Origin of the sequence: Bradyrhizobium manausense (assembly GCF_018129685.1) — a bacterium.
Classification (GTDB): Bacteria; Pseudomonadota; Alphaproteobacteria; order Rhizobiales; family Xanthobacteraceae; genus Bradyrhizobium; species Bradyrhizobium manausense_D.
Window position 1 is genome coordinate 263,271 of sequence record NZ_JAFCLG010000004.1, and the last position, 23,785, is coordinate 287,055.

Consider the following 23,785-nt stretch of genomic DNA (forward strand, 5'->3'; position numbering starts at 1 on the left):
ATGGTTGCGGTGGGGACGATGGGACTACGCCGGACCGGACAGACGCGACGTTTCTTGATGGCCTCGGTCTCATCAGGGCTGATGTCCGGACTCGTTTGCGCAACAGATGCGCGCGCCGCGCAGGACCAAGAGACCAACGTCCAGAACCTGCCCGCGGTCGAAGTGGTGGCGCCGTCGCCGACCGTGCGACATGCGCGGCCGCGCCCCGTTGCGCGGATAGAAGCGAATTCGGGCAAGCCGAGGAGCAGCGGCAGAATCTACGTCTATCCGACAACGCCTGGCGCCGGCAGGGGTCTCGAGGTCGACAAGGTCCCGTCGGCGATCAACGCGGTTGATGCCAACCAGATCAAGCGCACCGGCTCGCTCAACGTCACCGATGCGCTGCGCGACAACATCGCAGGCGTCAGCATCAGCGAGGTCACCGGCAACCCGTTCCAGCCCAACGTCGAGTTTCGCGGCTTTGTCGCCTCGCCCATCACAGGCACGCCGCAGGGCCTGGCCGTGTACCAGAATGGCGTCCGCATCAATGAAGCCTTCTCGGACGCCGTCAACTGGGACCTGATCCCGACCGCGGCGATCAGGTCGGTCACGCTGGTCACCAACAACCCCGCCTTCGGCCTCAACGCGCTCGGCGGCGCGATCAACCTGCAGATGAAGGACGGCTTCACCTATCAGGGCGCGGAGCTCGACGTCATGGGCGGCTCGTTCGGCCGCATGCAGGGCTCGGCGCAATGGGGCAAGCAGGTCGACCAGAACTGGGGCATCTACGCTGCGCTCGAAGGCCTGCACGACAACGGCTTCCGCAATTTCTCCCAATCGGACGTGCGGCGCTTCTACAGTGACGTCGGCTACAAGGCGGGCGACAGCGAATTCCATGTCAATGTGGGGGCCGCCAAGAACGATTTCGGCGCCAATGCCACCGTTCCGGCCGAGCTCCTGAATAATTATTGGGGCGCGACCTACACGACACCGCAGACCAGCTCGAACCGCGTCGGCTATCTCAACCTGACCGCCAAGGCCGACGCGACGCCGAGCTGGACGCTCGAAGGCAGCGCCCATGTGCGCAGGTACGAGCAGAAGATCGTCGACGGCAATCCAACCAATGTCGGCGCGTGCGCGGCGGACGCGACGCTGCTGTGCTTCGGCGACGGTACGACGCCTGCGAATGGCGCGGATGGCGCGCAGCTTGGCAATCCGTTCGCGCCGGGCACGATCCTGGGCGAGATCGACCGCAGCTCGATACGGTCGACGAGCTTTGGCGTCTCCGGGCAGGCCACCAACACCGATCAGTTGTTCGGGCACGACAACCGCTTCGTGATGGGCACAAGCTATGATGCCAGCGTCACGCGCTACAATGCCATGGCGGAGATCGGTTCGATCGGAGAGAACTATGTCGTGAGCGGCAGCGGCGTCTTTCTGGGACCATCGGGCACGCTCGCGACCGGGCTTGCCGGTCCGGTCTCGCTGCGCACCGTCAATCAATATAACGGCCTGTACGCGATGGACACGTTCAACGTCACGGATGCCTTCGCGATCACGGGCGGAGGCCGCTTCAACGTGGCGCGCATCTCGCTGGAGGACCAGCTCGGCACGGCGCTCAACGGCGACTACACCTACACGAGGTTCAATCCGGTGATCGGCGGGACCTACAAGATCGCGCCGGAGCTGACCGCCTATGCCGGCTATTCCGAGGCCAACCGTGTCCCGACGCCGCTCGAGCTCGGCTGCGCCGATCCGAAAAATCCCTGTCTCATCGCGGCGTTCCTGGTCTCCGACCCGCCCTTGAAGCAGGTCGTGTCCAAGACCGTGGAAGCGGGGCTGCGCGGCTCCAGGGAGCTGAACATCGGCACGCTCGGATGGAAGATCGGCGGCTTCCGCGCCACAAACTATGATGACATCCTGGCGGTCCCGGTTCCCGGCCGCACCGGCTTCGGTTATTTCACCAATGTCGGCAGGACGCGGCGGCAGGGGCTCGAGGCCGAGGTCGACATCAAGTCGGCGGCGCTTCAGGTCCAGGCGAGCTACACCTTCGTCGATGCCCGCTTCCTCGACGCGTTGACGCTCGGCTCGAACAGCCCGTTCGCTGACGCTGCCGGCAACATCCAGGTCCTGCCCGGCAACCAGATCCCCGCGATCCCGCGCCATCGCGTCAAGGTCGGTGTCGACTATGCCATCACGGATGCGTGGAAGGTTGGCGGCAATGCGCTGTTCGTCTCCAGCCAATATCTGGTTGGCGACGAATCCAATCAATATTCGAAGCTGCCCTCCTACACGGTCTTCAACCTGCACACGTCCTACCAGGTCACCAGGAACGTCCAGCTCTATGGCAAGGTCGACAACGTCTTTGACAACAGGTACGCGACCTACGGCCAGTTCTTCGACACCGGCGCTCTGCCGAACTTCACCAACGGCGGAAACCCCTTCACCGACCCACGCTCGCTGAGCCCGGCAAGGCCAAGGGCGTTCTATGCGGGGGCACGGGTGACGTTCTGAGGCGTGGACGCGTAAATCGGCACCTTCACGTCGGAGGACGCCGGTGCTGTCCCTGATGCGAAGCGTTGGCGAACCTCACCCGGTTCATCGAGAAGCCTTTCGGCCGGATCTCGACAGGCATATTTTACCGTTTGTATGATTTATATCATACTATCGATGCAATCGTTAAAACGAGGAAACCTCGCTCGACCGCAGGACGATGGGCATAGTTTCCGATTTTCGATAGTCGGCGCAAGCAAGGCTTAAGAACGGACCGGTAACCTTGGCCGAAGCTGGCGGGGCTCGTCCCGGATGCCGTGCCGTCGCGTCTGACCGTATCGCGCGCCATCGGCCATGGGGTTGCAATGAGTCGCCGAGATAAACGATTGAAAGGCCCCTCGCTGGAGCAACAAGGCGCCAGCATCCTTGGCTTCCTGTCCGTGAGCAGGCTGATCGCTGGTTTCGTTGCGACGGTTTGCCTGGCCTTGCTTGCGCTGGAGGTATCCCACGTCGTTGGACAGCGCGACGAGGTGATGGCGCGCGCCCGCAGGGATACCGCCAATCTGGCGGCATCGCTGGCGCAGCATGCAGACCTGACGTTCCGAAACGCGGATGCGCTTTTGATTGCGACGGTGGAGAGGCTGGAGAATGAGGCGGAGTTCGATGCGCCTGCGCAGCAGCGTCTCAGGAACTGGTTCATCCAGGAGGTAACGCAGTCTTCCCAGTTCGTGAGCTTTACCGTGGTGGGCAGCGACGGCCGCATCATCGTGAACTCGACTGTGGCCAATGCTAAGTCCGATGTTTCCGACCGCGATTACTTTGCCTATCACCGGGAGCATAATGATCGTCATCTCCTGATCGGCAAACCGGTTCACGGCCGTACCACCGGCGAATGGATTATTCCGGTCACCCGCCGGTTCAACCGGGCCGATGGTGGGTTTGGGGGCGTCGCGATCGCCTCGCTCGACCCGTATTATTTTCAAAGGCTCTATGACGGGCTCGAACTGGGCAAGAGCGGCGCCGTCGTGTTGGCGTCCTTGAACGGCAGTCTTCTGGTGCGGAGGCCGTTCGTGGAAGCCAATGTCGGCCGGGATATGTCCAAGAGCGGCATTTTTCGGCAATTGAAGGAAGCGCGGGTCGGCAGCGCCGAGATCACCGCGACTACGGATGGCATCCGGCGGCTCAACAGCTTTGAGCAGGGCAAGGATTACCCGTTCGTCATCTCTGTTGCTCAAACTATCGACGAGCTTCTCGCGCCCTGGCAGGAAAATGCAGTCCGCCAACTCGGCGTCGCCGTCATCATGGTCGGGTTTATCGCATTGCTCGGCCTGATCGTCTGGCGCATCGCTCGCGTGTTCGCAAAAGGTGCGAGAATTTTTCGCGAAACGAACCTCCGGTTCGACGCGGCCTTGAGCAATATGGCGCAGGGCGTCAGCATGTTCGACCGCGAACGGCGGCTGGTGGTCTGGAACGCGCGCTATGGCGAAATGTACCGACTTCCAGCGCAGTTGCTGAAGGTCGGCACGCCGCAGCAGGAGATCGTGGATTTCATCATCAATAGCGGCATCACGAAGGGGCGGATTCCGGCTCCTTGGAGCGGGGATTCGCGACCCGAATCACATCCTCAGAAAGATGCAGCCGTACCGGGGGCGACGCGGATCGCAGAACTCACTGACGGACGCATTATCAAGCTCAGCCGGCAGGAGCTCGACGGAGGCGGATGGCTGACGACGCATGAAGACATCACCGATCAAGTCTTCAGGGAAAAAGCCGTCTTCGACCAGACCGCTGAGCTGGCGCGGCTGAACAGCCGCTTCGACGCTGCCTTGACCAATATGAGCCAGGGGGTTTGCCTGTTCGATGCCGAAAAGCGCCTGGTGATCTCCAATAGTCGATTTCGAGAACTGTATCGCCTGCCGGAAGCGCTGACCGTACCCGGAACCCCCTTGACGACCTTGCTCCAGTATCAGTTCGAGCAGGGGGTCAAGGATAATGACCGGACTGTCGAACAAAATCTCGAGGAAATTCCGACGCTCGTCCAGCAGAGCATCCTAACTGCGGATGGGCGCACGATCATGATACGGCGGACCCCGATCGAAGGCGGAGGATGGGTCGCGACCCACGAGGATGTCACCGAGCAGAGGCGTGCGCAGGCCGAAATCGCCTATCTGGCAAAACATGATGCCTTGACGGGGCTCGCCAACAGGGCGCAATTCAACGCCAAGCTTGACGAGGTCAGCAAGCGTTCCCGGCGAAATGGCGATGCCGTCACCGTCTTGATGCTCGACCTCGACAAGTTCAAGGCGGTCAACGACACGCTGGGTCACCCCGCCGGCGACAGGCTGTTGGCCGAGGTCGCAAGTCGCTTGAAATCAGTCGTTCGCGAGACCGACTTGTTGGCGAGGCTGGGCGGCGATGAATTCGCCATTTTGCAAGAGGGCGGAAAAAATCAGCACGAAGGTGCCATCGCGCTGGCGTTGAGGATCATACAAGTCATCACCCAGCCGTTTGATCTGAACGGTCATCAAGCGAGCGTCGGGACGTCGATCGGGATCGCGATGGCGCCCGAACACGGCTGCGATCCTGAAGATCTGCTCAAGAAGGCCGATCTGGCGCTCTATGACGTCAAGGCCAAAGGCCGCAATGATTTTCGGATCTTCCAGCCGGAAATGCTTCAGGCGGTGAACGTACGGGAAACGGCCGAACAGGAGCTGCGCGATGCCATCGAACACGAGCAGTTCGAGCTGCATTATCAGCAAGTGTTCGACGCCCGAACGAGGTCGCTTCGAGGCGTCGAGGCCCTGATCCGTTGGCGCCATCCAAAGCGGGGGCTGATCGGACCGGATCAGTTCATCCCTCTTGCGGAAGAGACGGATCTGATCATCCCGCTCGGGGAATGGATCATCCAGCAGGCATGTCGAGATGCTCGCTTGTTCCCGGCGGACGTCAGGATTGCCGTCAACATCTCAGCGATCCAGTTCAAGAAGTCGAACTTGCTGGATGTGATCCTCTGCACTTTGGTCGAGACGGGGCTTGGGCCGGAGCGCCTGGAGCTTGAGATCACCGAGACGGCCTTTCTGGAGAATCGCGAAGCCCATCTCACGACCATTCGGCAGCTCAAAAACCTCGGAATCTCCATTGCGCTGGATGATTTCGGCGCCGGCTATTCGTCGATCAACTATCTCACCGTGTTCCCGTTCGACAAGATCAAGATCGACAAGTCGTTCATGCAGGGAGCCGTGAATCGACGCGAGTTCAGAGCGGTGGTCGCAGCAACGCTTGCGCTCGCGCGCGAGCTCGGGATCCTGACGACGGCCGAGGGTATCGAGACCGAAGCGCAGTTCGACTATGCGCGCGAGGCGGGCGTCGACTTCGTCCAGGGCTATCTGTTCGGCTGGCCTGCTCCAGCCACCCAGCTCGATGCGGACCCAGCAAGGCCGGATCAGATGATTGCCTGAACCTCCACCACAGTCCGAAGTCTTCAGATGCGAGATCCCGATGGAAACCAGCCTTATCGAGCAATTGGAAGCTGCCCTGGCAAGCAAGGACGTGACGCGACGCGCCGCAATCCTGCGGAAAGTCACGGATCTCTTTGTCGTTGGCTCCGGCAAGTTCAATGACGATCAAATCGAGCTGTTCGATGATGTCATGAGCAGGCTCCTCGACAACATCGAACACGCGGTCCGCGTTCAGTTCGGCGACAGGATCGCAAGGATCCCTGACGCGCCACCTCGGGTCGTGCGAACGCTGGCCTTTCACGATGCGATCGAGGTCGCGGGGCCCGTGCTGGAGCATTCCGAACGGCTCGAGCCGCAAACGCTTGTCGAGGTTGCGAAGGCCAAGGGACAGGATCACCTGCTCGCCATATCCGGACGGAAGATCCTGCCCGAGGATGTCACGGATGTGCTGGTTGAGCGAGGCAACAAGGCCGTCGTCGTCAGAACGGTTAGGAATGCCGGAGCGGCCTTTTCCGCGCTTGGCATGTCCTCGCTCGTTGAAAAAGCCAGGAGCGATGATGATCTGGCTCTGCGCATCTGGTCGCGTCCGGACATTCCCCGGCAGGACCTGGTAAAACTGTTCGTGGACGTATCGGAGGCGGTCAAAGGCCAATTGGAGGAAGCCGATCCCAGGCGCGTCAACCTTATCAGAGCCGCGATGACTGAGGCGTCGGCTCGCGTTCAGGCGGACGCGCGGATCGGCTCTGACGATTTTGCCCAAGCTGAAACGCTGGTCAAACAACTCCACGCGTCTGGACTGCTGGACGAAAGCCAATTGTCGAAGTTCGCCGGCGAGGCGAGCTTCGACAAGGTCACCGTTGCGCTTTCTTTGCTGGCCGACCTGCCGCTCGGCTCGGTCGAGCGCGTCTTCGTGCAGCAGCAAACCGATCAGATCATTGTTCTGGCCAGAGCACTTGATCTGAGCTGGGCAACGACCGTGGCGCTGCTGTTGTTGCAGGCGGGTGCGAATGGCAGCTCGCGCCAGCAGCTCGATGTCTGTTTCGCGAATTTCTCACGGTTGCAGTCGAGGACGGCGCAAACGGCACTGCAATTTTATCGGTTGCGCGAGAAGGCGGTGGGAACGTCGACCCAGACGAGTTTACAGCCCGGAAACGGATATCGCCGCCAATAGAGCAGCACTCACGACGCGGACTCACAAGCGCGTAGCCAGATCAGAATGGCTGCGAGGTTGATGAAGGCAAGGTCTCGGGAGCTTGAATCACGCCTATCTCCCTGTTCGCAACGCCATATTGCCTATCCGATATGAGCGGGATAGCGGGCATGCCGCAACATTTCAGAAACGACGCGGATGGCCCAACTCGGAAAGGAGGGCTTAGCCGACCCGCTCGCCAAAACTGTCGTACGTTTCGTGCAGAATAATGCCCCGCAATCCTACGGATGGGAAGGTTAACGCTTTTGATAATCAATTTATGTACAGCCGTTGAATACGGTTTCAGTGTTCGGCATTCCAGCAGCCGCACCTCCTATTTCTGGATAACGAAAATGCATTTTCTCGGTCGCTTCCGGATTCTGACAAAAGTTCTCGCCATCGTCGTTCTGCTCAGCGGTATCGCCGCCATCATCGCATATCTCGGCATCTCGGCGCTCGGCGAACTGAGCGAAGAGGCAAACCTCATGTCGGCGGCGGCCAGTCGCGCGCTGGTTGCAGCGCGAGCCAACCAGAATGTGATTGCCATGAGCCGCGCGGAATTCGGCAGCGCGCTCGATCCCCGCGACGAAAACCGGCTGGCGGCGCAGGGCATCATCAACGAGCAGCGCAAGGAGTTTCGCGAGCGGTTCGAGGAGGTCAGCCATACCCCCGACGAGCAAGCCAAGGCGATGATTCCCGCCGCCCACGACGCATTCGCGGCCTATGAGGCTCAACTCGACGCGACCATGAAGGCGATCGAGGCGGAAAAATCGACCAAGCTCGGCGACAGCGCTGAACGGCTGCGTGATATGGTAATGAAGAGCCGCGCGGCAGCCGAGAACGTCCAGGCCAAGGTCCGTGCGGTTGCCGACCGCCTGAACACCCGCGTCCAAGACAAGAACAAGGACGCGCACCAACGCTATGAGTCGACGTCTCGCTTGCTGATCATGCTGGCGGCGGCCGGAATCGTTCTTGGCGCCGCGCTCGGCTTTATGGTCGGCCAATACGGCATCGCTCGGCCGATCCGGGCAATCGTGGCCCTCCTGCAGCAGCTTGCGGCCGGCAATTTCGATGTCGCCATTCACAGCGACGACCGCCAAGACGAAGTCGGAGACGTCGCTAGGACTGCCCTTGTCTTTCAGCAGAACGGAATTGAAAAGATACGCTTGGAGGCCGAGCAGAAGGAATTGGAAAAGCGTTCCGCAGCGCAACGCAAGGCGGACATGCTCAAGCTCGCAGACCAGTTCGAAGGCGCGGTCGGCGACATCATCGAAACCGTTTCGTCGGCTTCGAACGAGCTCGAGGCGTCGGCAAACACGTTGACATCGACCGCCTCACGATCCCAAGAACTCACCACGATGGTGGCTGCGGCTTCCGAAGAAGCCTCGACCAACGTGCAGTCGGTGGCCTCGGCCACGGAGGAACTGAGTTCGTCTGTCAACGAGATCAGCCGCCAGGTACAGGAATCGGCCCGGATGGCCAATGAGGCCGTCGACCAGGCGCGCCGGACTAACCAACGCGTTGAAGAGCTGTCAAAAGCGGCGGCCCGGATCGGCGACGTGGTCGAGCTGATCAACACGATTGCCGGTCAGACCAACCTGCTGGCGCTCAACGCCACGATCGAGGCGGCCCGTGCCGGTGAGGCCGGCCGTGGTTTCGCCGTCGTCGCGTCCGAGGTCAAGGCTTTGGCCGAGCAGACCGCGAAAGCGACCGGCGAGATCGGGCAGCAGATCAACGGCATCCAGTCGGCAACGCAGGAATCGGTCGGTGCGATCAGGGAGATCAGCGGCACCATCGAGAAGCTGTCGGAGATATCCTCGACGATCGCGGCTGCGGTGGAAGAGCAGGGTGCGGCGACGCAGGAAATCTCCCGCAACGTCCAGCAGGCGGCAATGGGCACCCAGCAGGTCTCGTCCAATATCGTCGATGTGCAGCGCGGCGCTAGCGAAACCGGCTCGGCTTCTTCGCAGGTACTTTCGGCGGCGGAGTCGCTGTCAAGTGATAGCAACCGTCTCAAGCTCGAGGTCGGTAAGTTCCTCGAGACGGTGCGCGCTGCGTAAGCTTTTCAAAAGTCGGGGAACAATTCATCAGGATAAGCGAGAAGCCGGCTCCGCGCGGCTTTCAATTGACCAGCTGCTTGTCCGATCACCAAGACGAGCCATGCACTCGCTTTCGCAGACGTGCGCTCTCCAATGGCCAAGCTAGACCCCATAAACCCACAGGCTGCCCGATTTACGCGTCCTAAATGCAGGTTTGATAGGGTTCCTATCAGCGCGTTTTAGGAAATCAGCAATGATACCATTTCATGACGTTGCGGTTATTCTTGTTGCATTGTTGGGTTTCGCGTTCTTGCTGATCTGGTCAGGCGGTGACCGGCAAAATCGCACGGCGTTCCTCTGGGGCGTTTCCCACCTGGCCTTGGCCATTGCGGCATTCACGGGCTTCCGTTTTCAGCTCGGCGGCAGCCTTCTGATGGCCCTGACCGCAACGCTGCTGACGGGCTTGTTCCTGGTTACGCTGGTGGCCGGGACCCGATCGATGCGCGGTCAGCAGACGTCAGCGAAGCAATTGGTTCTCCAGAGTCTCGCACTTTCGGCAGTCATCGGCGCCGTCGGTTTTGTCGGCGACCAGCTGGCCGGTCGCGTGGTCGTCTGCTTGATCATGATACTGACCTACGCATGGTCCGCGGTTCTGTTTCTGCAGAAATCCCGACACCGCCTGCTCGGTATTGCGTTCGCGCTGAAGGCGGCGTCCTATCTGCCGCAATTTGTCGATGTCACGACGCTGTCCACCACGCACAAGCCCGCCGTGCTGTCGGTCCTCGACTGGACCACCACCATCCTGCTCGGATTTGCCCTCGTCGCCTTCGCCGCCGCCCAGTCGCGCCGACGTTTGTATCAACTCGTCAAGCATCTGCCCGACGCTGTGGTTGCGCGGCAGCCGGACGGCACAATCGTGTTCTGCAATGATGCGCTAGCCCGCCTGATGGGGACCGACAAGGCCAGCAAGCTGGTCGGACGAAAGCTCTCGAACATCGCCGGGCTTCAGGATGACGACGCGATACTTCGCTCGGAAGATCTGGCGCCGGTGGTTCAGGAACAGACGGCCACTTCCGACGCGGGAGTGACGTTTCCGGCCGAGGTAGTTCATTCCAAATTCCTCGAATTCGGGACCCCGATCACGCTCACGCAGGTTCGCGACCTCAGCCGCATCAAGCAAGCCGAGCAGGAACGGCTGCGACAGGCGACGACCGACGACGTCACCGGCCTGCCCAACCGCCGGCTGCTGGAGGAACAGCTGACGACCCTGCTGTGGCAGAGCGAACGCCAGCATACCCAGTGCGCGATGCTGCTGATCGACCTCGATCATTTCAAGAATATCAATGATTCCATGGGCCATGTCGGTGGCGACAAAACCATCGCCGAGGTCGGGCAGTTCCTGCTCGACAGCCGGGCGCAAGGCGACATCCTGGCCCGCCTCGGCGGCGACGAATTCGTCATCGTCAGACCCGATTTGCCGCTCGACGCGGATGACCTGATCGAGCGCTGGGCCAGCGAGATATGCATCGGTCTTCGACGCGAGATCAGGTATGACGGGCTTTTCATCCAGGCCACTGCGAGCATCGGGATCGCAGTTTCCGGAACGGAGCCGCTCACGCCCAAGCTCATGTTGCTGCGGGCGGAGCTCGCCATGTACGAGGCCAAGCGGCAGGGACGCGACCGGTGGATCCGTTACCATCACAGCATGGAAGAGCGTCTCGCGGAATCATTGCGGCTTGAATCCGAGCTGCGAGGGGCGATCCGGAAGCAGGAACTGGAATTGCACTATCAACCAATCTACGACCTGGTCACCGGGCGCCTGTCTAAAGTCGAGGCGCTAGCGCGCTGGAACAGCAAGGTGCTCGGCCGGGTGCCGCCCGACAAGTTCATCGCTGTGGCGGAAAAATCGGACCTAATCCTGCAGATCGGCGACTGGATTCTCGACGAAGCGATCAGTCAGGCGGCCACCTGGCGAATGATCAATCAGGATGCCGCACCGGTTATGAGCATCAACGTCTCCGCGCGTCAGTTTACAAGCCCGGGGTTCGAAGCTCACCTATTTGCCGCGATGCGCAGGCACAATGTCGAGCCGCATCAAATCGAACTCGAATTGACGGAAACCCTGCTCGCTGCCGGCAGCGCGGATCTAGTTGCCCTCCTGCAACGACTTAGGCAGGCGGGATTCGGGCTGTCCCTCGACGATTTCGGCACCGGCTATTCCTCACTCAGCTATTTGTCCCAATTCGATCTGACTACGCTGAAGATCGACCGCAGCTTCATCAACCGAATTACCAGTGATGATCGTAGTCTTGCGCTGGTGAGCGCTATTATTGCGATGGGACGCGGCCTTGGGCTGCGTGTGGTGGCGGAAGGTCTCGAGACGGAGGCGCAGTGCGAGATATTGGCGCAGCTGGGTTGCGACTATCTGCAGGGCTATCTGCTTGGTAAGCCAGTGGCGGCAACCCAAGTGCCCGCATTTATTCCGCACCAATATCTGGCCGGTCTCGTGCAGCCGAGGTTATGGCACGTCCAAGGAAATCTAAGACACGGGACTAAGCGCGCTGACGAGCTAGTCGGATGATGGAATCCTGTTTTGTCCATCCGCGAGGGCAGATGCGACAGCAGAGCGCCTTGATCGGCCGCAAGGCGCGTGCTGCCAGCTGCGTGTAAGCTCGGCGGCGCATAGTGCCAGTGTGACCCAGGCACGATGAGGCAGAGACAATGTGGATCAGAGCACCCCTGGTGGCATTGAGCTTGACGGTTTGTGCAGCGCTTCCAGCCGACGCGCGGTCGGGAGGCGTTGGTCATGACGATCCCCTGAATTCAGAGCACATCGACGTCCTTCCTGCCGAAGTCCGGCAATATATTGCCGGCATTTGCAAGGGGCGCCCGCGCGCCCAGCACGACTTTGCGACCTACCTGCCGTCGGAAAGGCGATGGCGCATCAACCTCGAATATCTGCACTGCGAGGGCCTGGGTGCGTTTCGTCGCGGCAACGAGTGTCTGGACGTTGATTTCGTCGGCGACGGATCGCACTTCCACCTGGCGCGCAAGGGCTATGCGGCTTGTGGCTTCTGACGCCTTGCCGGCGTCAGTCAGTTGCATCGCGTCGATCGCGGGCCCGGCCATATATTGCGGATGATGCCACCATACGCCTGTTTTGCCCGACGGGTCAAGTCGAATGCTGATTTTCAGAAAATCTGGGATCTGCCCCCGTCCTCCCGCGCGATGACGGATCATCCCGAGTCAGTGCGCTTCAAGTCCTTGATTTTACTATCCCCGGCTACTGTGCATGGGGTTGTTTTCGTCGTTCACTCCACCTTCATCGGCTCGAGCGGGGCCGACGCGACGCTCGCCTGTTCACGGCCCCTGGCCGTCACCACGCGCTGCCGGCGCTGGACGAGATACTGGTCGGCGAGCACGCCGATCAGGATGACCGCGCCCATCACGGCGAAATTCAGCGAGCTCGGGATGCCCAGCAGATTGACCAGGTTCTGCAGCACCTGCAGCAGCACGGTGCCGAGCACGACGCCGATGATCGAGCCTTCGCCGCCGCGCAGGGAGCAGCCGCCGAGCACGGCCGCCGCGATGGCATAGAGTTCGTAGAACGAGCCGTGCACGGCCGGCGAGATCGAGCGGGTGTACATCGCAAACAGGATCGCCGCGAAAGCGGTCAGTCCGCCGCAGATGACATAGGCGGAGACCATCACGCGCTCGGAGCGGATGCCGGAATAGCGCGCGGCTTCCTCGTTCTTGCCGACGGCGTAGAGATAGCGGCCGAACACCGAGCGATGCAGCAGCACCCATGCGATGGCGGCGACGACGATCAGCGCCACGACGCTGTGCGGCAGCGGAAAGCCGAGCAAATTGGTGCGGCCGGCCGTCAGCCATTCCAGCGTCGGGAAGCTGGCGCCGAAGCCGAAGCCGGCGGTCGCGTCCTCGGTGTAGTAGCGCGCCGCGCCGCGATAGATCAGAAGCCCGCACAGCGTCACCACGAACGGCTGGATGTGCATCCTCGTCACCAGCGCGCCGTGCACGAGGCCGATCACGAGGCCGCTCGCGATGATCGCGGCAAAGGCGAGCATCCAGTTGACGTCGTGATTGACGATGAGGTCGATGAAGAGAACGCCGAGCAGCGCGATCACCGATCCGACCGAGAGCTCGATTCCGCCGATGATGATGACGAAAGCTTCCGCGATCGAGAAGATGCCGAACATCCCGACCTGGTTCAGCGTGTTGGAGAGATTGCCGACGTAGAGGAACCGCGGATTGATGAAGGCGACGACCGCGCCGACCACCAGGATCAGGACCAGCAGGCTCAGATCTTTCTTGTTCAAGGTACCCTCATCTCAACGGCGTGGCCGACGGCCAACTGGAGCACGTTGTGCTCGCTGAACTGGCTGCGATCGAGGAAACCCGAGATCGCACCCTCGTGCATGACGGCGATCCGGTCGCTGACCCCGATCACCTCCTCCATGTCGCTCGAAATCATCAGGATCGCGACGCCGGAATCGGTCAGCCGGCGCAGCATCTCGTAGATCTCCTGCTTGGCTCCGACGTCGACGCCGCGCGTCGGCTCGTCGAAGATCAGCACCTTGGGCCGCATCGACAGCCATTTGGCCAGCACGACCTTCTGCTGGTTGCCGCCGGACAACGAGCCGACCGAGGTTGCAACGTCCGGCGCGCGGATCTTGAGCTGCTCGCGCTGGGCCCGCGCGTTCTTCGTCTCCAGCGCGGTGTTGACCAGCAAGAAGCGCAGATAGGACGACAGGTCCGGCAGCGAGATGTTCTCGGCAATCGACACGTCGAGCAGGAGGCCGCAGCCCTTGCGATCCTCCGGGATCAGATAGATGCCATGGTCGATGGCCCCGCGCGGGCTCGTCACCCGGATGGCTTCGCCGTTCAGCTTGATCGCGCCGCCCCGGAGCCGGTCGACGCCGAAGATCGCCCGCGCGAGCTCGGTGCGTCCGGAGCCGACGAGGCCAGCCAGTCCCAAAATCTCGCCGCGCCGGACCGACAGGCTCACCGGGCGCTCCGGATAGGTGTCGGTGACGGCCGCGACGATGTCGAGCACCGCCTCGCCGGGCGGGGCGGCCGGCGGCACGTAGAGCGATTTGAGGTCGCGCCCGATCATCAGGCGGATCATCGCCGCAGGAGACAGCTCGGCGCGGGTCAGCGCGCCGACGATGCGCCCGTCACGCAGCACCACCGCGCGGTCGGCACATTGCATCACCTCGTTGAGGCGATGCGTGATGAAGATGATGCTGACGCCGTCCGCCTTGAGAGCTGCGACGACCCGCATCAAGCGGTCGGTCTCGGTCAATGTGAGGCTCGAGGTCGGCTCGTCCATGATGACGAGGCGGGCGTCGAGCGAAAGCGCCTTCATGATCTCGACGAGCTGGCGCTGTGCCAGCGACAGATCGGCAAGCGGCGCGTCCGGGGCAAAGTCGGCACCGAGGCGGTCGAGCAGGGGCTGCGTCCTGGCGTAGAGCGCCTTGCGGTCGATCAACCGCAGCGGCCCGCCATGCACCGGCTCGCGGCCGATGAACACGTTGCCGGCGACGTCGAGATTGTCGAACAGGTTGAGCTCCTGATGCACGAAGGCGATGCCGGCCTTGATCGCATCCCCAACCGTGAGTGCGCTCCGCTCGGCGCCGTCGACGCGGATGGTGCCGCCGCTCGGCTCGACCACGCCGCCAAGCACGCGCATCAAGGTCGACTTGCCGGCGCCGTTCTCGCCGACCAGCGCGATCACCTCGCCTGGCGACACGGCAAGGCCGACGTGGTCGAGTGCGACCACGCCGGGATAGCTCTTGCTGATATCGATCAGTTCGAGAAACGGATCAGGCATCGAGGCTTGCGGGCAACGCCCGCACGTCTCCTACTTCTTGAGCATGGTCTTCATCATACCCATGAAGTCGTCGACATTGGCCTTGTCGATGACCTTGCCGGGCACGATGATGATGCCGCCCGCGGGCACGCCGGACTTGTCGCCCTCGATGTACTTCGCCATCAGCTTCATGCCCTGATAGCCCCACTCGAACGGCTGCTGCACGACGGTGCCGGCGATGGCGCCTTCCTTGACGCCGCCCAGCGTGATCGGATCCTCGTCAAAACCGATGATCTGGATCTTGCCGAGCTTGCCGGCCTCCTTCAGCACCTCGTAGATGCGCGGCGTGTTGTAGGAATAGAAGCCGACCATGCAGCTGACATCAGGCATGGCGGCGAGGATGTCCTCGACGTTGCGCTTGGCACGGGTCTGGTCGATCTCGTCGCCGCGAACGTCGACCAGCTCGATCTTCGAGCCCTTGATGGTCTCCTTGACGCCCTCGATGCGCTCGCGCGCGTTGTCGGCGCCGGGCAGACCGACGAAGCCGACGCACTTGCCGCCGTTCGGCAGCGCCTTGAGCATCAGCTTGCCGGCGTCCTTGCCGAGGTCGACGTTGGACGAGCCGATATAGGCGATGCGCTTCGAGTTCGGCGCATCGCTGTCGGTGGTGAACAGCAGCGTCTGCGAGGCGATCTTGTTGAGGTGGTCGACCTGGTTCTTCGGATCGACCGCGCTGACCATGATGCCGGCGGCACCGGCGGCGACGAGGTCGTCCATCATGCGCTGCTGAACGGCAGCGGCGGCCTGTTCCGGATATTTGAGCTGAAGGTTGTAGTTGGGCAGCTCGCCCTGGGCCTTCTTCACGCCGGCTTCCGCGATCTTCCAGAAGTCGGACGCGCCGTTGACGACGAAGGCCAGAACCTTCTTGTCCGCCGCATTGGCCGAGCCGAGGCCCAGAGCCATTGCGAACGCGACAGATACACCTGCGATCAAGAGACGCTGCATTCCATCCTCCCCTTGTGCGGCCAGCCCTTCGTGAGGGCCAACTCTGCTTGAGCCCGAATTGGGCACGCGCCTCAACTCGCGCAGCCCGCGCAGGTCAGCCGCCGTCCGCATCCTAGCGGCGGGGGCGGTCACCAGCCGGCCCGTGAGGTGAAATGAGGCACGTACCTCACGGTGTAGCAAAAGCACGCCGAGCGTGCAACAGGCGGCGAGGTTCGCGCGAAATCGCCCCGAACTGCTCGCGCTGGCATTTTCCCGGACATTGTCGAGGGAACTTGAGGCCGGCTGCGGACGATCCTCCGGATTGGCACCTAACGACGACTTAAGCCCAGGCAAGGGCAGCACAATTCTGCATCCTCAAATCTCGGAGCCGGCGCTTCTCAAACCGCCCGTGCGCCGTCATTGTGCCGCCGCATCAATCATCTCGGGGCAGCATCAATGTCGGACAAGGTCTCGCGTCGCCATTTCGCGAAAATCGCGGGGCTGTCCGCAGCCGGTGTCGCAAATCCTCTCGAGTTCGCTGAAGCCAAGCCGGCGCCGCAAGCCGCCAGCGGTTTCCCGGCGGGCTTCGTCTGGGGCACCGCCACCTCGTCCTACCAAGTCGAGGGCGCGGTCGAGGAAGATGGGCGGGGGGCCTCGATCTGGGACAAGTTCGTGCGCATTCCCGGCAAGATCGAGGACGGCACCAATGGCGATCGTGCCAATGAGCACTATCACCGTTACAGGGAGGACATCGCGCTCATCAGGGAGCTCGGCTGCAAGGCCTATCGCTTCTCGGTGGCCTGGCCGCGGGTGTTTCCGGATGGCGACGGCAAGCCCAATCCAAAAGGGCTCGATTTCTACAACCGCCTGGTCGACGAACTCCTGAAGAACGGCATCGAGCCCTGGCTCACGCTTTATCATTGGGACCTGCCGCAATCTCTGCAGGACCGTTTTGGCGGCTGGCGCTCGAGCGAGACCTGCAAGATCTTCGGCGATTATGCGGCCTATGTTGCAAAACACCTGACCGATCGCGTCAAGAATGTCTTCACGCTGAACGAGAGCGGCCGCTTCGTCTATTTCGGCTATGGCATCGGCATCGATGCGCCGGGCCTGACGCTGCCGCAGGCTGAAGTGAACCAGATCCGGCACAACAGCGCGCTGGCGCATGGTCTCGCGGTGCAGGCGGTGCGCGCCCATGGCCGCCGTGGCACGCGCGTCGGGCCGGCCGAGAATATCGATGCCTGCATGCCCGCGATCGACACGCCCGAGAACATCCGCGCCGCCGAGATTGCGCTGCGCGAGCTGAATGCGGGCTATCTCAACGTCATCATGACCGGCCGCTACACCGACGCGTTTCTGAAGTATGCAGGCGCCGATGCGCCGAAATACACGGATGCGGAATTGAAGATCATCGGCTCTCCGGTGGATTTCCTCGGTCTCAACATCTACGCGCCGCAGCACTATATCGTCGCGTCCGACCAGGGCGCGGGCTTCATGCCCCTGCCGATCCCGAAATCGTTCCCGCACATGAACTCGGACTGGCTCCGCGTTGGCCCCGAGACGATCTATTGGGTGCCGAAGCTCGCCGCGAAGATCTGGAAGACCGATGCGATCTACATCAGCGAGAACGGCACCTCCGGCGACGACCAGGTGACCCCTGAAGGCAAGATCTACGACACCGACCGCATCATGTATCTGCGCAACTATCTGGCCCAACTGCAGCGGGCGACCGCGGAAGGTGTACCGGTGCGCGGCTACTTCCTCTGGAGCCTGATGGACAATTTTGAATGGGTGTTCGGACTCAACAAGCGCTTCGGGCTCTATCACGTCAATTTTGACACGCAGGTGCGGACGCCAAAGCTGAGCGCAAGCTTTTATCGCAACGTGATCGCAAAGAACGCCGCCGGGGCGTGAATTGCAATTTACGCGCGGCGGAAAATGCGGGCGAGGAGCGCAATCACCGCGCATTGACTCCGCCCGCCCCGTGATTCAAAACCGTCTCCAATACTCATAACAAGAGGACAACGCCCATGACCGACGCGCTGATCATTGATGCCTGCCGCACTCCGCGCGGCATCGGCAAGGCCGGCAAGGGAGCACTGTCGGGCATTCATCCGCAGCAGCTTGGTGCCACGGTGCTACGCGCGCTCGCCGACCGCACCGGCATCAATACCGCCGATGTCGATGACATCGTCTGGGGCTGCAGCGCGCAGGTCGCGACGCAGGGCGGCGATCTCGGCCGCATGTCGGCGCTCGATGCCGGTTATGACGTGCGCGCCAGCGCGGTGACGCTGGATCGGTTCTGTGGTTCGGGCATCACCAGCGTCAATATGGCGGCATCCTCGATCATGGCGGGGGCGGAAGACCTCGTCATCGCCGGCGGCTGCGAGATGATGTCGATGGAAGGGCGTCGCGGCGGCGGTCCGATGATGATGGATTCGGGCAATCTGCGCTTGCGTGCGCGGCATCCGCAGTCGCATCAGGGCGTCTGTGCCGATGCGATCGCGACGCTGGAAGGCATCACGCGGCAGGACGTCGATGCGCTCGGCTTCGAAAGCCAGAAGCGCGCCGCGCAGGCAATCGCCGGCGGTCACTTCAAGAAGAGCCTTGTTCCCGTCCATCGCGAGGACGGCAGCCTCGCGCTCGACCATGAAGAATATCCGCGGCCGCAGACGACGCTGGAAGGGCTCGCCGCGCTGAAGCCTGCATTCCCGGCAATCGCCGACTATGCGCTCGACGACAAGGGCACGACTTATCGTGGCCTGATCCTGCAAAAATATCCCGACCTCGACATCGACTTCATGCATCACGCCGGCAACTCGTCCGGCGTCGTCGATGGCGCCGCCGCGATCCTGCTGGCATCGCCGTCTTACGCCAAGGCGCATGGCCTCAAAGCGCGCGCCCGGGTGGTCGCCATGGCCAACATGGGTGACTCGCCGACCCTGATGCTGAACGCGCCGGTGCCGGCGACGCGCAAGGTGCTGGCGAAGGCGGGCCTGACGATCGACGACATTGATCTGTTCGAAATCAACGAGGCCTTTGCGGTTGTTGCGGAAAAATATATCCGCGATCTGAAGCTCGACCGCGCCAAGGTCAACGTCAATGGCGGCTCGATCGCGCTCGGTCATCCCATTGGCGCAACCGGTTCGATCCTGATCGGCACGGTGCTCGATGAGTTGGAGCGGCGCGACCTCAAGCGCGGTCTCGTCACCATGTGCGCCGCGGGAGGCATGGCGCCTGCGGTCATCATCGAGCGCATCTAGCTCGCTGCGACCCCGTAAAACGCAGGGAAAGACGCCGCGGAGCGACGATCAAGCCTTATTTTCTAGGGTGAAACGCGCTCCCTCTCTTACAAAGATGCCGGTCGTCGCTTGTCGAAAGCATCGAATCAGCTTTAGCAAGGCTGCTTGCGGGCCTTTGAAACAAGGCAAAAACCGCTGCTTGAGGCGCCGGCCGCTCTGGAAGCCGCTAAAATGCAGGGTTTTTTGTCTCAGGGGGCCAAAAAAGCCCGTAAAACCGCGACAAAACTGTGCAGAAGGCTATAGGCCTTCGCCGGTTGGTCTAATATGCAACCGGCAACGAATCAGAGGAGACACGATGCCAGCCCAAATGTCCAAATCGCAGTTGATCGAAAAGATTGCGACCGCCACCGAGCTTTCCAAGCGCGACGTCAAGAGCGTCATGGAGACGCTGACCGACGTCGGCCACAAGGAGCTCAAGAAGAACGGCCTGTTCCTGGTGCCGGGCTTCGCCAAGTTCGTGGTCATCAAGAAGCCCGCGACCAAGGCGCGCAAGGGCACCAACCCGTTCACGGGTGAAGAGATGATGTTCAAGGCCAAGCCGGCCCGGAAGATCGTCCGCGCCCGCCCGGTCAAGGCTGCCAAGGACGCTGTGGCCTGATAACGCAAAGGCCCCCTCGATGAGAGGGGGCCTTTGGTTTTGAGTTGAGTGACCGCGAGAGCTGAGGCGGAGGGGTTCAGCCCTTGCGGCGCTTCACCCGAACCGGGATCGGCTGAAGCCGCGGCTCGGGTCCTGCAAGCGCATCGCGCACCCGGTCGATAGCGCGATCCAGCAGCTGCCGCAGCCGCTGCGTCTTGCGCGATCGCCTTGCTTCTTCCAACAATTTCTTCATCGCATCACTCCGCCGCTTCGACCTTGACGCCGGCTTTGGCTTGCGCCGGCTCGAGCGCGGCGGCGATGGCCTCGTCGACGCGCTCCAGCCAGATGAATTCGAGCTTGTCCCGCGCGCTCTTCGGGATGTCGTCGTAGTCCCGCTTGTTGCGCGCCGGCAGCATCACCCGCTTCAGGCCGGCGGCGGCCGCAGCCACCACCTTCTCCTTGATACCGCCGACCGGCAGCACCAGGCCGCGCAGCGAGATCTCGCCGGTCATCGCCGTGTCGCTCCTCACCGTGCGATTGGTGAGCAGTGACGTCAGCGCCGTGAACATCGCCACGCCCGCGCTCGGTCCGTCCTTCGGGGTTGCCCCCGCCGGCACGTGGACGTGGATGTCGCCCTTCTCGAACACCGACTGGTCGATGCCGAGCTGCGTCGCTCGGCTCTTCACCAGCGTCAGCGCGGCCTGTACGCTCTCGCGCATGACCTCGCCGAGCTGGCCGGTCAGGATCATGCCGCCCTTGCCGGGCACGCGCGAGGCCTCGATGAAGAGGATATCGCCGCCAACGGGCGTCCAGGCAAGGCCGGTGGCAACGCCCGGAACGCTGGTGCGCTGCGCGATCTCGCCTTCGAAGCGCGGCTGTCCCAGCACGTCGGCGATGTCCTTCGCCGTGACCACGACCTTCGCAGCCGTGCCTTCGGCGACCTGCACCGCGGCATGGCGGAACACCTTGCCGATCTCGCGCTCGAGGTTACGCACGCCGGCCTCGCGCGTGTACCCCTTGACGATCAGCCTCAGCGCCTCCGGCTCGATCTCGGCCTGCTCGGCGGTCAGGCCGTTGGCCTCCAGCTGGCGCCGCACCAGATAGCGCCGCGCAATCTCCAGCTTCTCCTCTTCGGTGTAACCGGCCAGGCTGATCAGCTCCATGCGGTCCAGCAGCGGACCCGGAATCTGGTCCAGCATGTTGGCGGTCGCAATGAACACCACGCGCGACAGGTCGAAGGGCACGCCCAGGTAATTGTCCCGGAACGTCCCGTTCTGCTCGGGGTCGAGCACCTCCAGCATGGCGGCCGAGGGATCGCCTTGCACGCCACGGCCCATCTTGTCGATCTCGTCCAGCATCATGACGCAGTTGCGTGCGCCTGCCTTCTTGATGCCCTGGATGATGTTGCCGGGCAGCGCGCCGATATAGGTGCGCCGATGACCGCGGATCTCGGCCTCGTCATGCACGCCGCCCAGGCTGACGCGCACGAAGGGGCGATCCATCGCGCGAGCGATGGACTGTCCGAGCGAGGTCTTGCCGACGCCGGGCGGGCCGACGAAGCACAGGATCGGCGCCTTGCCATGCGGCGCCAGCTTGCGCACCGCCAGATATTCGATGATCCGGCCCTTGATCTTCTCCAGGCCAAAATGATCCGCATCCAGGATGCGACGCGCTTCCTTGATGTCGATCGGCTTCTCCGCGGGGAGTGCCCACGGCAATTCGATCAGCCAGTCCAGATAGGTGCGGACCATGCCGGCTTCACCGGCTGCCTCGGGCATGCGCTCGTAGCGGCGCAGCTCCTTCTTCGCATGCGCGTCCGCTTCCGGCGGCATGTTGGCCTTGGCGATCGCAGCCGTCAGCTCGGCGACTTCGGCGGCCTTGCCGTCGCCTTCGCCCAGCTGGCGCTGAATGGTCGCCATCTGCTCGCGCAGTATCGCCTCGCGCTGCCGCTCGTCGAAAGAAGCCTTGGTCTTCTGGCCGATCTCGTTGGAGATGCGCAGCACCTCCAGCCGCTCGGCCAGATGCTTCGACACCTTCTCGACGCGCAGGGCGAGGTCGATGGTCTCCAGGACCTCCTGCTTGTCCTGCGGCTTGATGTCCATGAATGAGGTCGCCAGATCGGCCAGCGCGCCGGGCGCGGTGGTGCTCTGGAACATCGCGACCAGCTCGGGCGGGGCCTGCGGCAGCAGTTCGATCGCTTCGATGGCCTGGCGCTGCAGGTTCAGCGCGCGCGCCTCGATCTCGGGTGAGCTCGCGGTCGGCTCTGGAATCTGCTGGAAGCGCGCAACAGGGAATGGCGTGCCCGGCAGGAAGTCGAGGATGCGCGCGCGCTGCACGCCCTGGCAGACGACGTGATGGGTGCCGTCGGGGGCGGTGATGTAGCGCACGATGTTGGCGATGGTCGCGACCTTGTAGAGATCGTCCGGCCCCGGCTCCTCGATCTGGGGGCTGCGCTGCAGGACGATGCCGACCGGCCGCTGCTCGCGCAGCGCCTGCTGGGCGGCGGCGATGGACCTTGCCCGGCCGATCGCAATCGGCGCGATGGCGCCGGGGAACAGCACCATCTCGCGCACGGGGATGATGATCAGTGCGTCTTCTGGGATCTTCATGTCAGGATTGGTTTGTTCAGTATTCGTCTGTTCGGTGGTCATGATCGACCTCAGGATTTGGCGAGGCGCAGTGCGACGCAGCCGTCCATCACGAAGCGGCTGATGGCGTAGCGGCCGATGGGAAGCGCGATGCGTCGTTCAAAGCGGCCCTGCGGCAGCTCGAGCCGGTGGATGCGGGCGTTGCGAAGCTCCGGCGGCAGGGTGCGCTGGCCGGAGATGACCAGCACGCCGTCATGGATCACCGTTTCGACATTGTCCGGATTGACGCCGGGAAGCGCGACCAGGATCAGAAGCTCATGCTCGGTCTCGAGCACGTCGATCGGCGGCTCCCAGCAGGCTTCCTGACGGCCGAACTGCTGGCGCAGCCGTTCGCCGCGGGTCAGCTGGTCGAGGGCCTCGGACAGCATCCAGTCAAAGGGATTTTTGGGTTGCATGGCAAAACTCGGGGAAGGCGCTGCGGTTGGAAGACGGGATATGGTGATAGTTCCCGCAAATTCCAGCATCGCGCGTGTGAAGCATGCCTGCCTCTCAAAGCGCAGGAGGGCCTTGCCATCAGACGCGTCGGCGCCGCGGAGATGTTCCGCGGCGCCGGAGGCAACAATTGGGCGGGACGTAGATCAGGCGGCTTCGCGGTACTCGGCCTCCGCTTCGAGGTTGATGACCGAAGTGGCGAGCTCGGTCAGCGTGTGGTCGGTGGCCTCTTCCTCGTCCAGCGTCGCCTGGAGCAGGCGTGCCGCCTCCGCCATGCCGAGCTCCTCGGCCCAGGTGCGCAGCGTGCCGTATCGGGAGATCTCGTAATGCTCGACGGCCTGCGCCGCGGCGAGCAGGCCGGCGTCGAGGGCAGGGGCGTTCTTGAAGTCCTTCATGATCTCGGCGCCCTCGTCGGTAATGCCGTTGATCGCCTCGCACGGCTTGCCGCGCGCGGGCTTGCCGAGCATCTTGAAGATCTGCTCGAGCCGTTTCACCTGGCCCTGCGTCTCCCGCAGATGCTTGTTGAAGGCCGCCGCGAGATCTTTGGAATGCGCAGCCTTGGCCATCTTCGGCAGTGTCTTGATGATCTTGTTCTCGGCGTAATAGATGTCTTTCAACGTCTCCAGAAACAGGTCGCTCAACATCTTGGGCGCCTGACGCGGGCGGCGCGATGCGGTCTTTTTCGCGTTCGCACGTTTCTTTGCTTGCTTAGCCATGGATCCTCCTCTTGAGGGCTACGGGAAGGCAATCCCGTTCTCAATCCTCGCGCGACCAAGACTCGGCGAAGGCAAATGTTCCACGCCGGCACCCTCAAGCCCGGCGGCCGCGCATCGCATCAGCCTGGTCTGCGCGCT

16 protein-coding genes are annotated in these 23,785 nt (G+C 62.6%); 8 read left to right on the forward strand and 8 right to left on the reverse strand.

Annotation, left to right across the window (positions count from 1 at the left end; translation table 11 throughout):
- Positions 1-18 precede the first annotated feature (18 nt).
- The 5 genes from JQ621_RS13825 to JQ621_RS13845 all read left to right on the forward strand — a co-directional run bounded on the left by JQ621_RS13825 (position 19) and on the right by JQ621_RS13845 (position 11,739).
- On the forward strand, positions 19-2,493 hold the full coding sequence (locus JQ621_RS13825; RefSeq protein WP_212235254.1) for a TonB-dependent receptor: 2,475 nt from the start codon (positions 19-21) through the stop codon (positions 2,491-2,493).
- A 296-nt stretch (positions 2,494-2,789) separates the two neighbouring features.
- Positions 2,790-5,930: a bifunctional diguanylate cyclase/phosphodiesterase gene (locus JQ621_RS35870; protein WP_212235255.1), complete on the forward strand. Its 3,141-nt coding sequence runs from the start codon at positions 2,790-2,792 to the stop codon at positions 5,928-5,930.
- A 40-nt stretch (positions 5,931-5,970) separates the two neighbouring features.
- Complete coding sequence (locus JQ621_RS13835) at positions 5,971-7,101, forward strand: DUF2336 domain-containing protein (RefSeq protein WP_212235256.1); 1,131 nt, start codon at positions 5,971-5,973, stop codon at positions 7,099-7,101.
- Between the two features lie 371 nt (positions 7,102-7,472).
- The gene (locus JQ621_RS13840) at positions 7,473-9,179 is read left to right on the forward strand and encodes a methyl-accepting chemotaxis protein (RefSeq protein WP_212235408.1); all 1,707 of its coding nucleotides are present in this window, start codon (positions 7,473-7,475) and stop codon (positions 9,177-9,179) included.
- Between the two features lie 232 nt (positions 9,180-9,411).
- Positions 9,412-11,739, forward strand: coding sequence for a putative bifunctional diguanylate cyclase/phosphodiesterase (locus JQ621_RS13845; RefSeq protein ID WP_212235257.1), 2,328 nt, complete (start codon positions 9,412-9,414; stop codon positions 11,737-11,739).
- Between the two features lie 242 nt (positions 11,740-11,981).
- Here JQ621_RS13845 and JQ621_RS13850 read toward each other — a convergent pair whose 3' ends face one another.
- From JQ621_RS13850 to JQ621_RS13865, 4 genes are all read right to left on the reverse strand, one after another.
- On the reverse strand, positions 11,982-12,398 hold the full coding sequence (locus JQ621_RS13850; RefSeq protein WP_212235258.1) for a hypothetical protein: 417 nt from the start codon (positions 12,396-12,398) through the stop codon (positions 11,982-11,984).
- Positions 12,399-12,469: 71 nt separating this feature from the next.
- Positions 12,470-13,495 carry an ABC transporter permease gene (locus tag JQ621_RS13855; protein WP_212235259.1) on the reverse strand — a complete coding sequence of 342 codons (1,026 nt, stop codon included), beginning with the start codon at positions 13,493-13,495 and terminating at the stop codon, positions 12,470-12,472.
- Positions 13,492-15,009 carry a sugar ABC transporter ATP-binding protein gene (locus tag JQ621_RS13860; RefSeq protein WP_212235260.1) on the reverse strand — a complete coding sequence of 506 codons (1,518 nt, stop codon included), beginning with the start codon at positions 15,007-15,009 and terminating at the stop codon, positions 13,492-13,494. Before JQ621_RS13860 ends, JQ621_RS13855 begins: the two co-directional genes overlap by 4 nt.
- Before the next feature lie 30 nt (positions 15,010-15,039).
- Positions 15,040-15,993, reverse strand: coding sequence for a sugar-binding protein (locus JQ621_RS13865; RefSeq protein ID WP_212235261.1), 954 nt, complete (start codon positions 15,991-15,993; stop codon positions 15,040-15,042).
- A 435-nt stretch (positions 15,994-16,428) separates the two neighbouring features.
- Here JQ621_RS13865 and JQ621_RS13870 point away from each other — a divergent pair, with 435 nt between their 5' ends.
- The 3 genes from JQ621_RS13870 (at position 16,429) to JQ621_RS13880 (ending at position 19,872) form a co-directional block, all read left to right on the forward strand.
- Positions 16,429-17,886, forward strand: coding sequence for a GH1 family beta-glucosidase (locus JQ621_RS13870; protein WP_212235262.1), 1,458 nt, complete (start codon positions 16,429-16,431; stop codon positions 17,884-17,886).
- A gap of 116 nt (positions 17,887-18,002) precedes the next feature.
- The gene (locus tag JQ621_RS13875) at positions 18,003-19,235 is read left to right on the forward strand and encodes an acetyl-CoA C-acetyltransferase (RefSeq protein ID WP_212235263.1); all 1,233 of its coding nucleotides are present in this window, start codon (positions 18,003-18,005) and stop codon (positions 19,233-19,235) included.
- 334 nt (positions 19,236-19,569) lie between these two features.
- The gene (locus tag JQ621_RS13880) at positions 19,570-19,872 is read left to right on the forward strand and encodes an HU family DNA-binding protein (protein ID WP_008139488.1); all 303 of its coding nucleotides are present in this window, start codon (positions 19,570-19,572) and stop codon (positions 19,870-19,872) included.
- A gap of 76 nt (positions 19,873-19,948) precedes the next feature.
- Here JQ621_RS13880 and JQ621_RS13885 read toward each other — a convergent pair whose 3' ends face one another.
- The 4 genes from JQ621_RS13885 to JQ621_RS13900 all read right to left on the reverse strand — a co-directional run bounded on the left by JQ621_RS13885 (position 19,949) and on the right by JQ621_RS13900 (position 23,647).
- Positions 19,949-20,104 carry a hypothetical protein gene (locus tag JQ621_RS13885; RefSeq protein ID WP_212235264.1) on the reverse strand — a complete coding sequence of 52 codons (156 nt, stop codon included), beginning with the start codon at positions 20,102-20,104 and terminating at the stop codon, positions 19,949-19,951.
- A gap of 4 nt (positions 20,105-20,108) precedes the next feature.
- Entirely contained in the window at positions 20,109-22,502 is a 2,394-nt protein-coding gene (gene lon, locus JQ621_RS13890) for an endopeptidase La (RefSeq protein ID WP_212235265.1), read from the reverse strand.
- A gap of 8 nt (positions 22,503-22,510) precedes the next feature.
- Positions 22,511-22,894, reverse strand: a complete 384-nt coding sequence (locus JQ621_RS13895) for an Hsp20/alpha crystallin family protein (protein WP_212235266.1) — start codon at positions 22,892-22,894, stop codon at positions 22,511-22,513.
- A 183-nt stretch (positions 22,895-23,077) separates the two neighbouring features.
- Positions 23,078-23,647, reverse strand: a complete 570-nt coding sequence (locus JQ621_RS13900; RefSeq protein ID WP_212235267.1) for a YciE/YciF ferroxidase family protein — start codon at positions 23,645-23,647, stop codon at positions 23,078-23,080.
- Between the last annotated feature and the right edge of the window lie 138 nt (positions 23,648-23,785).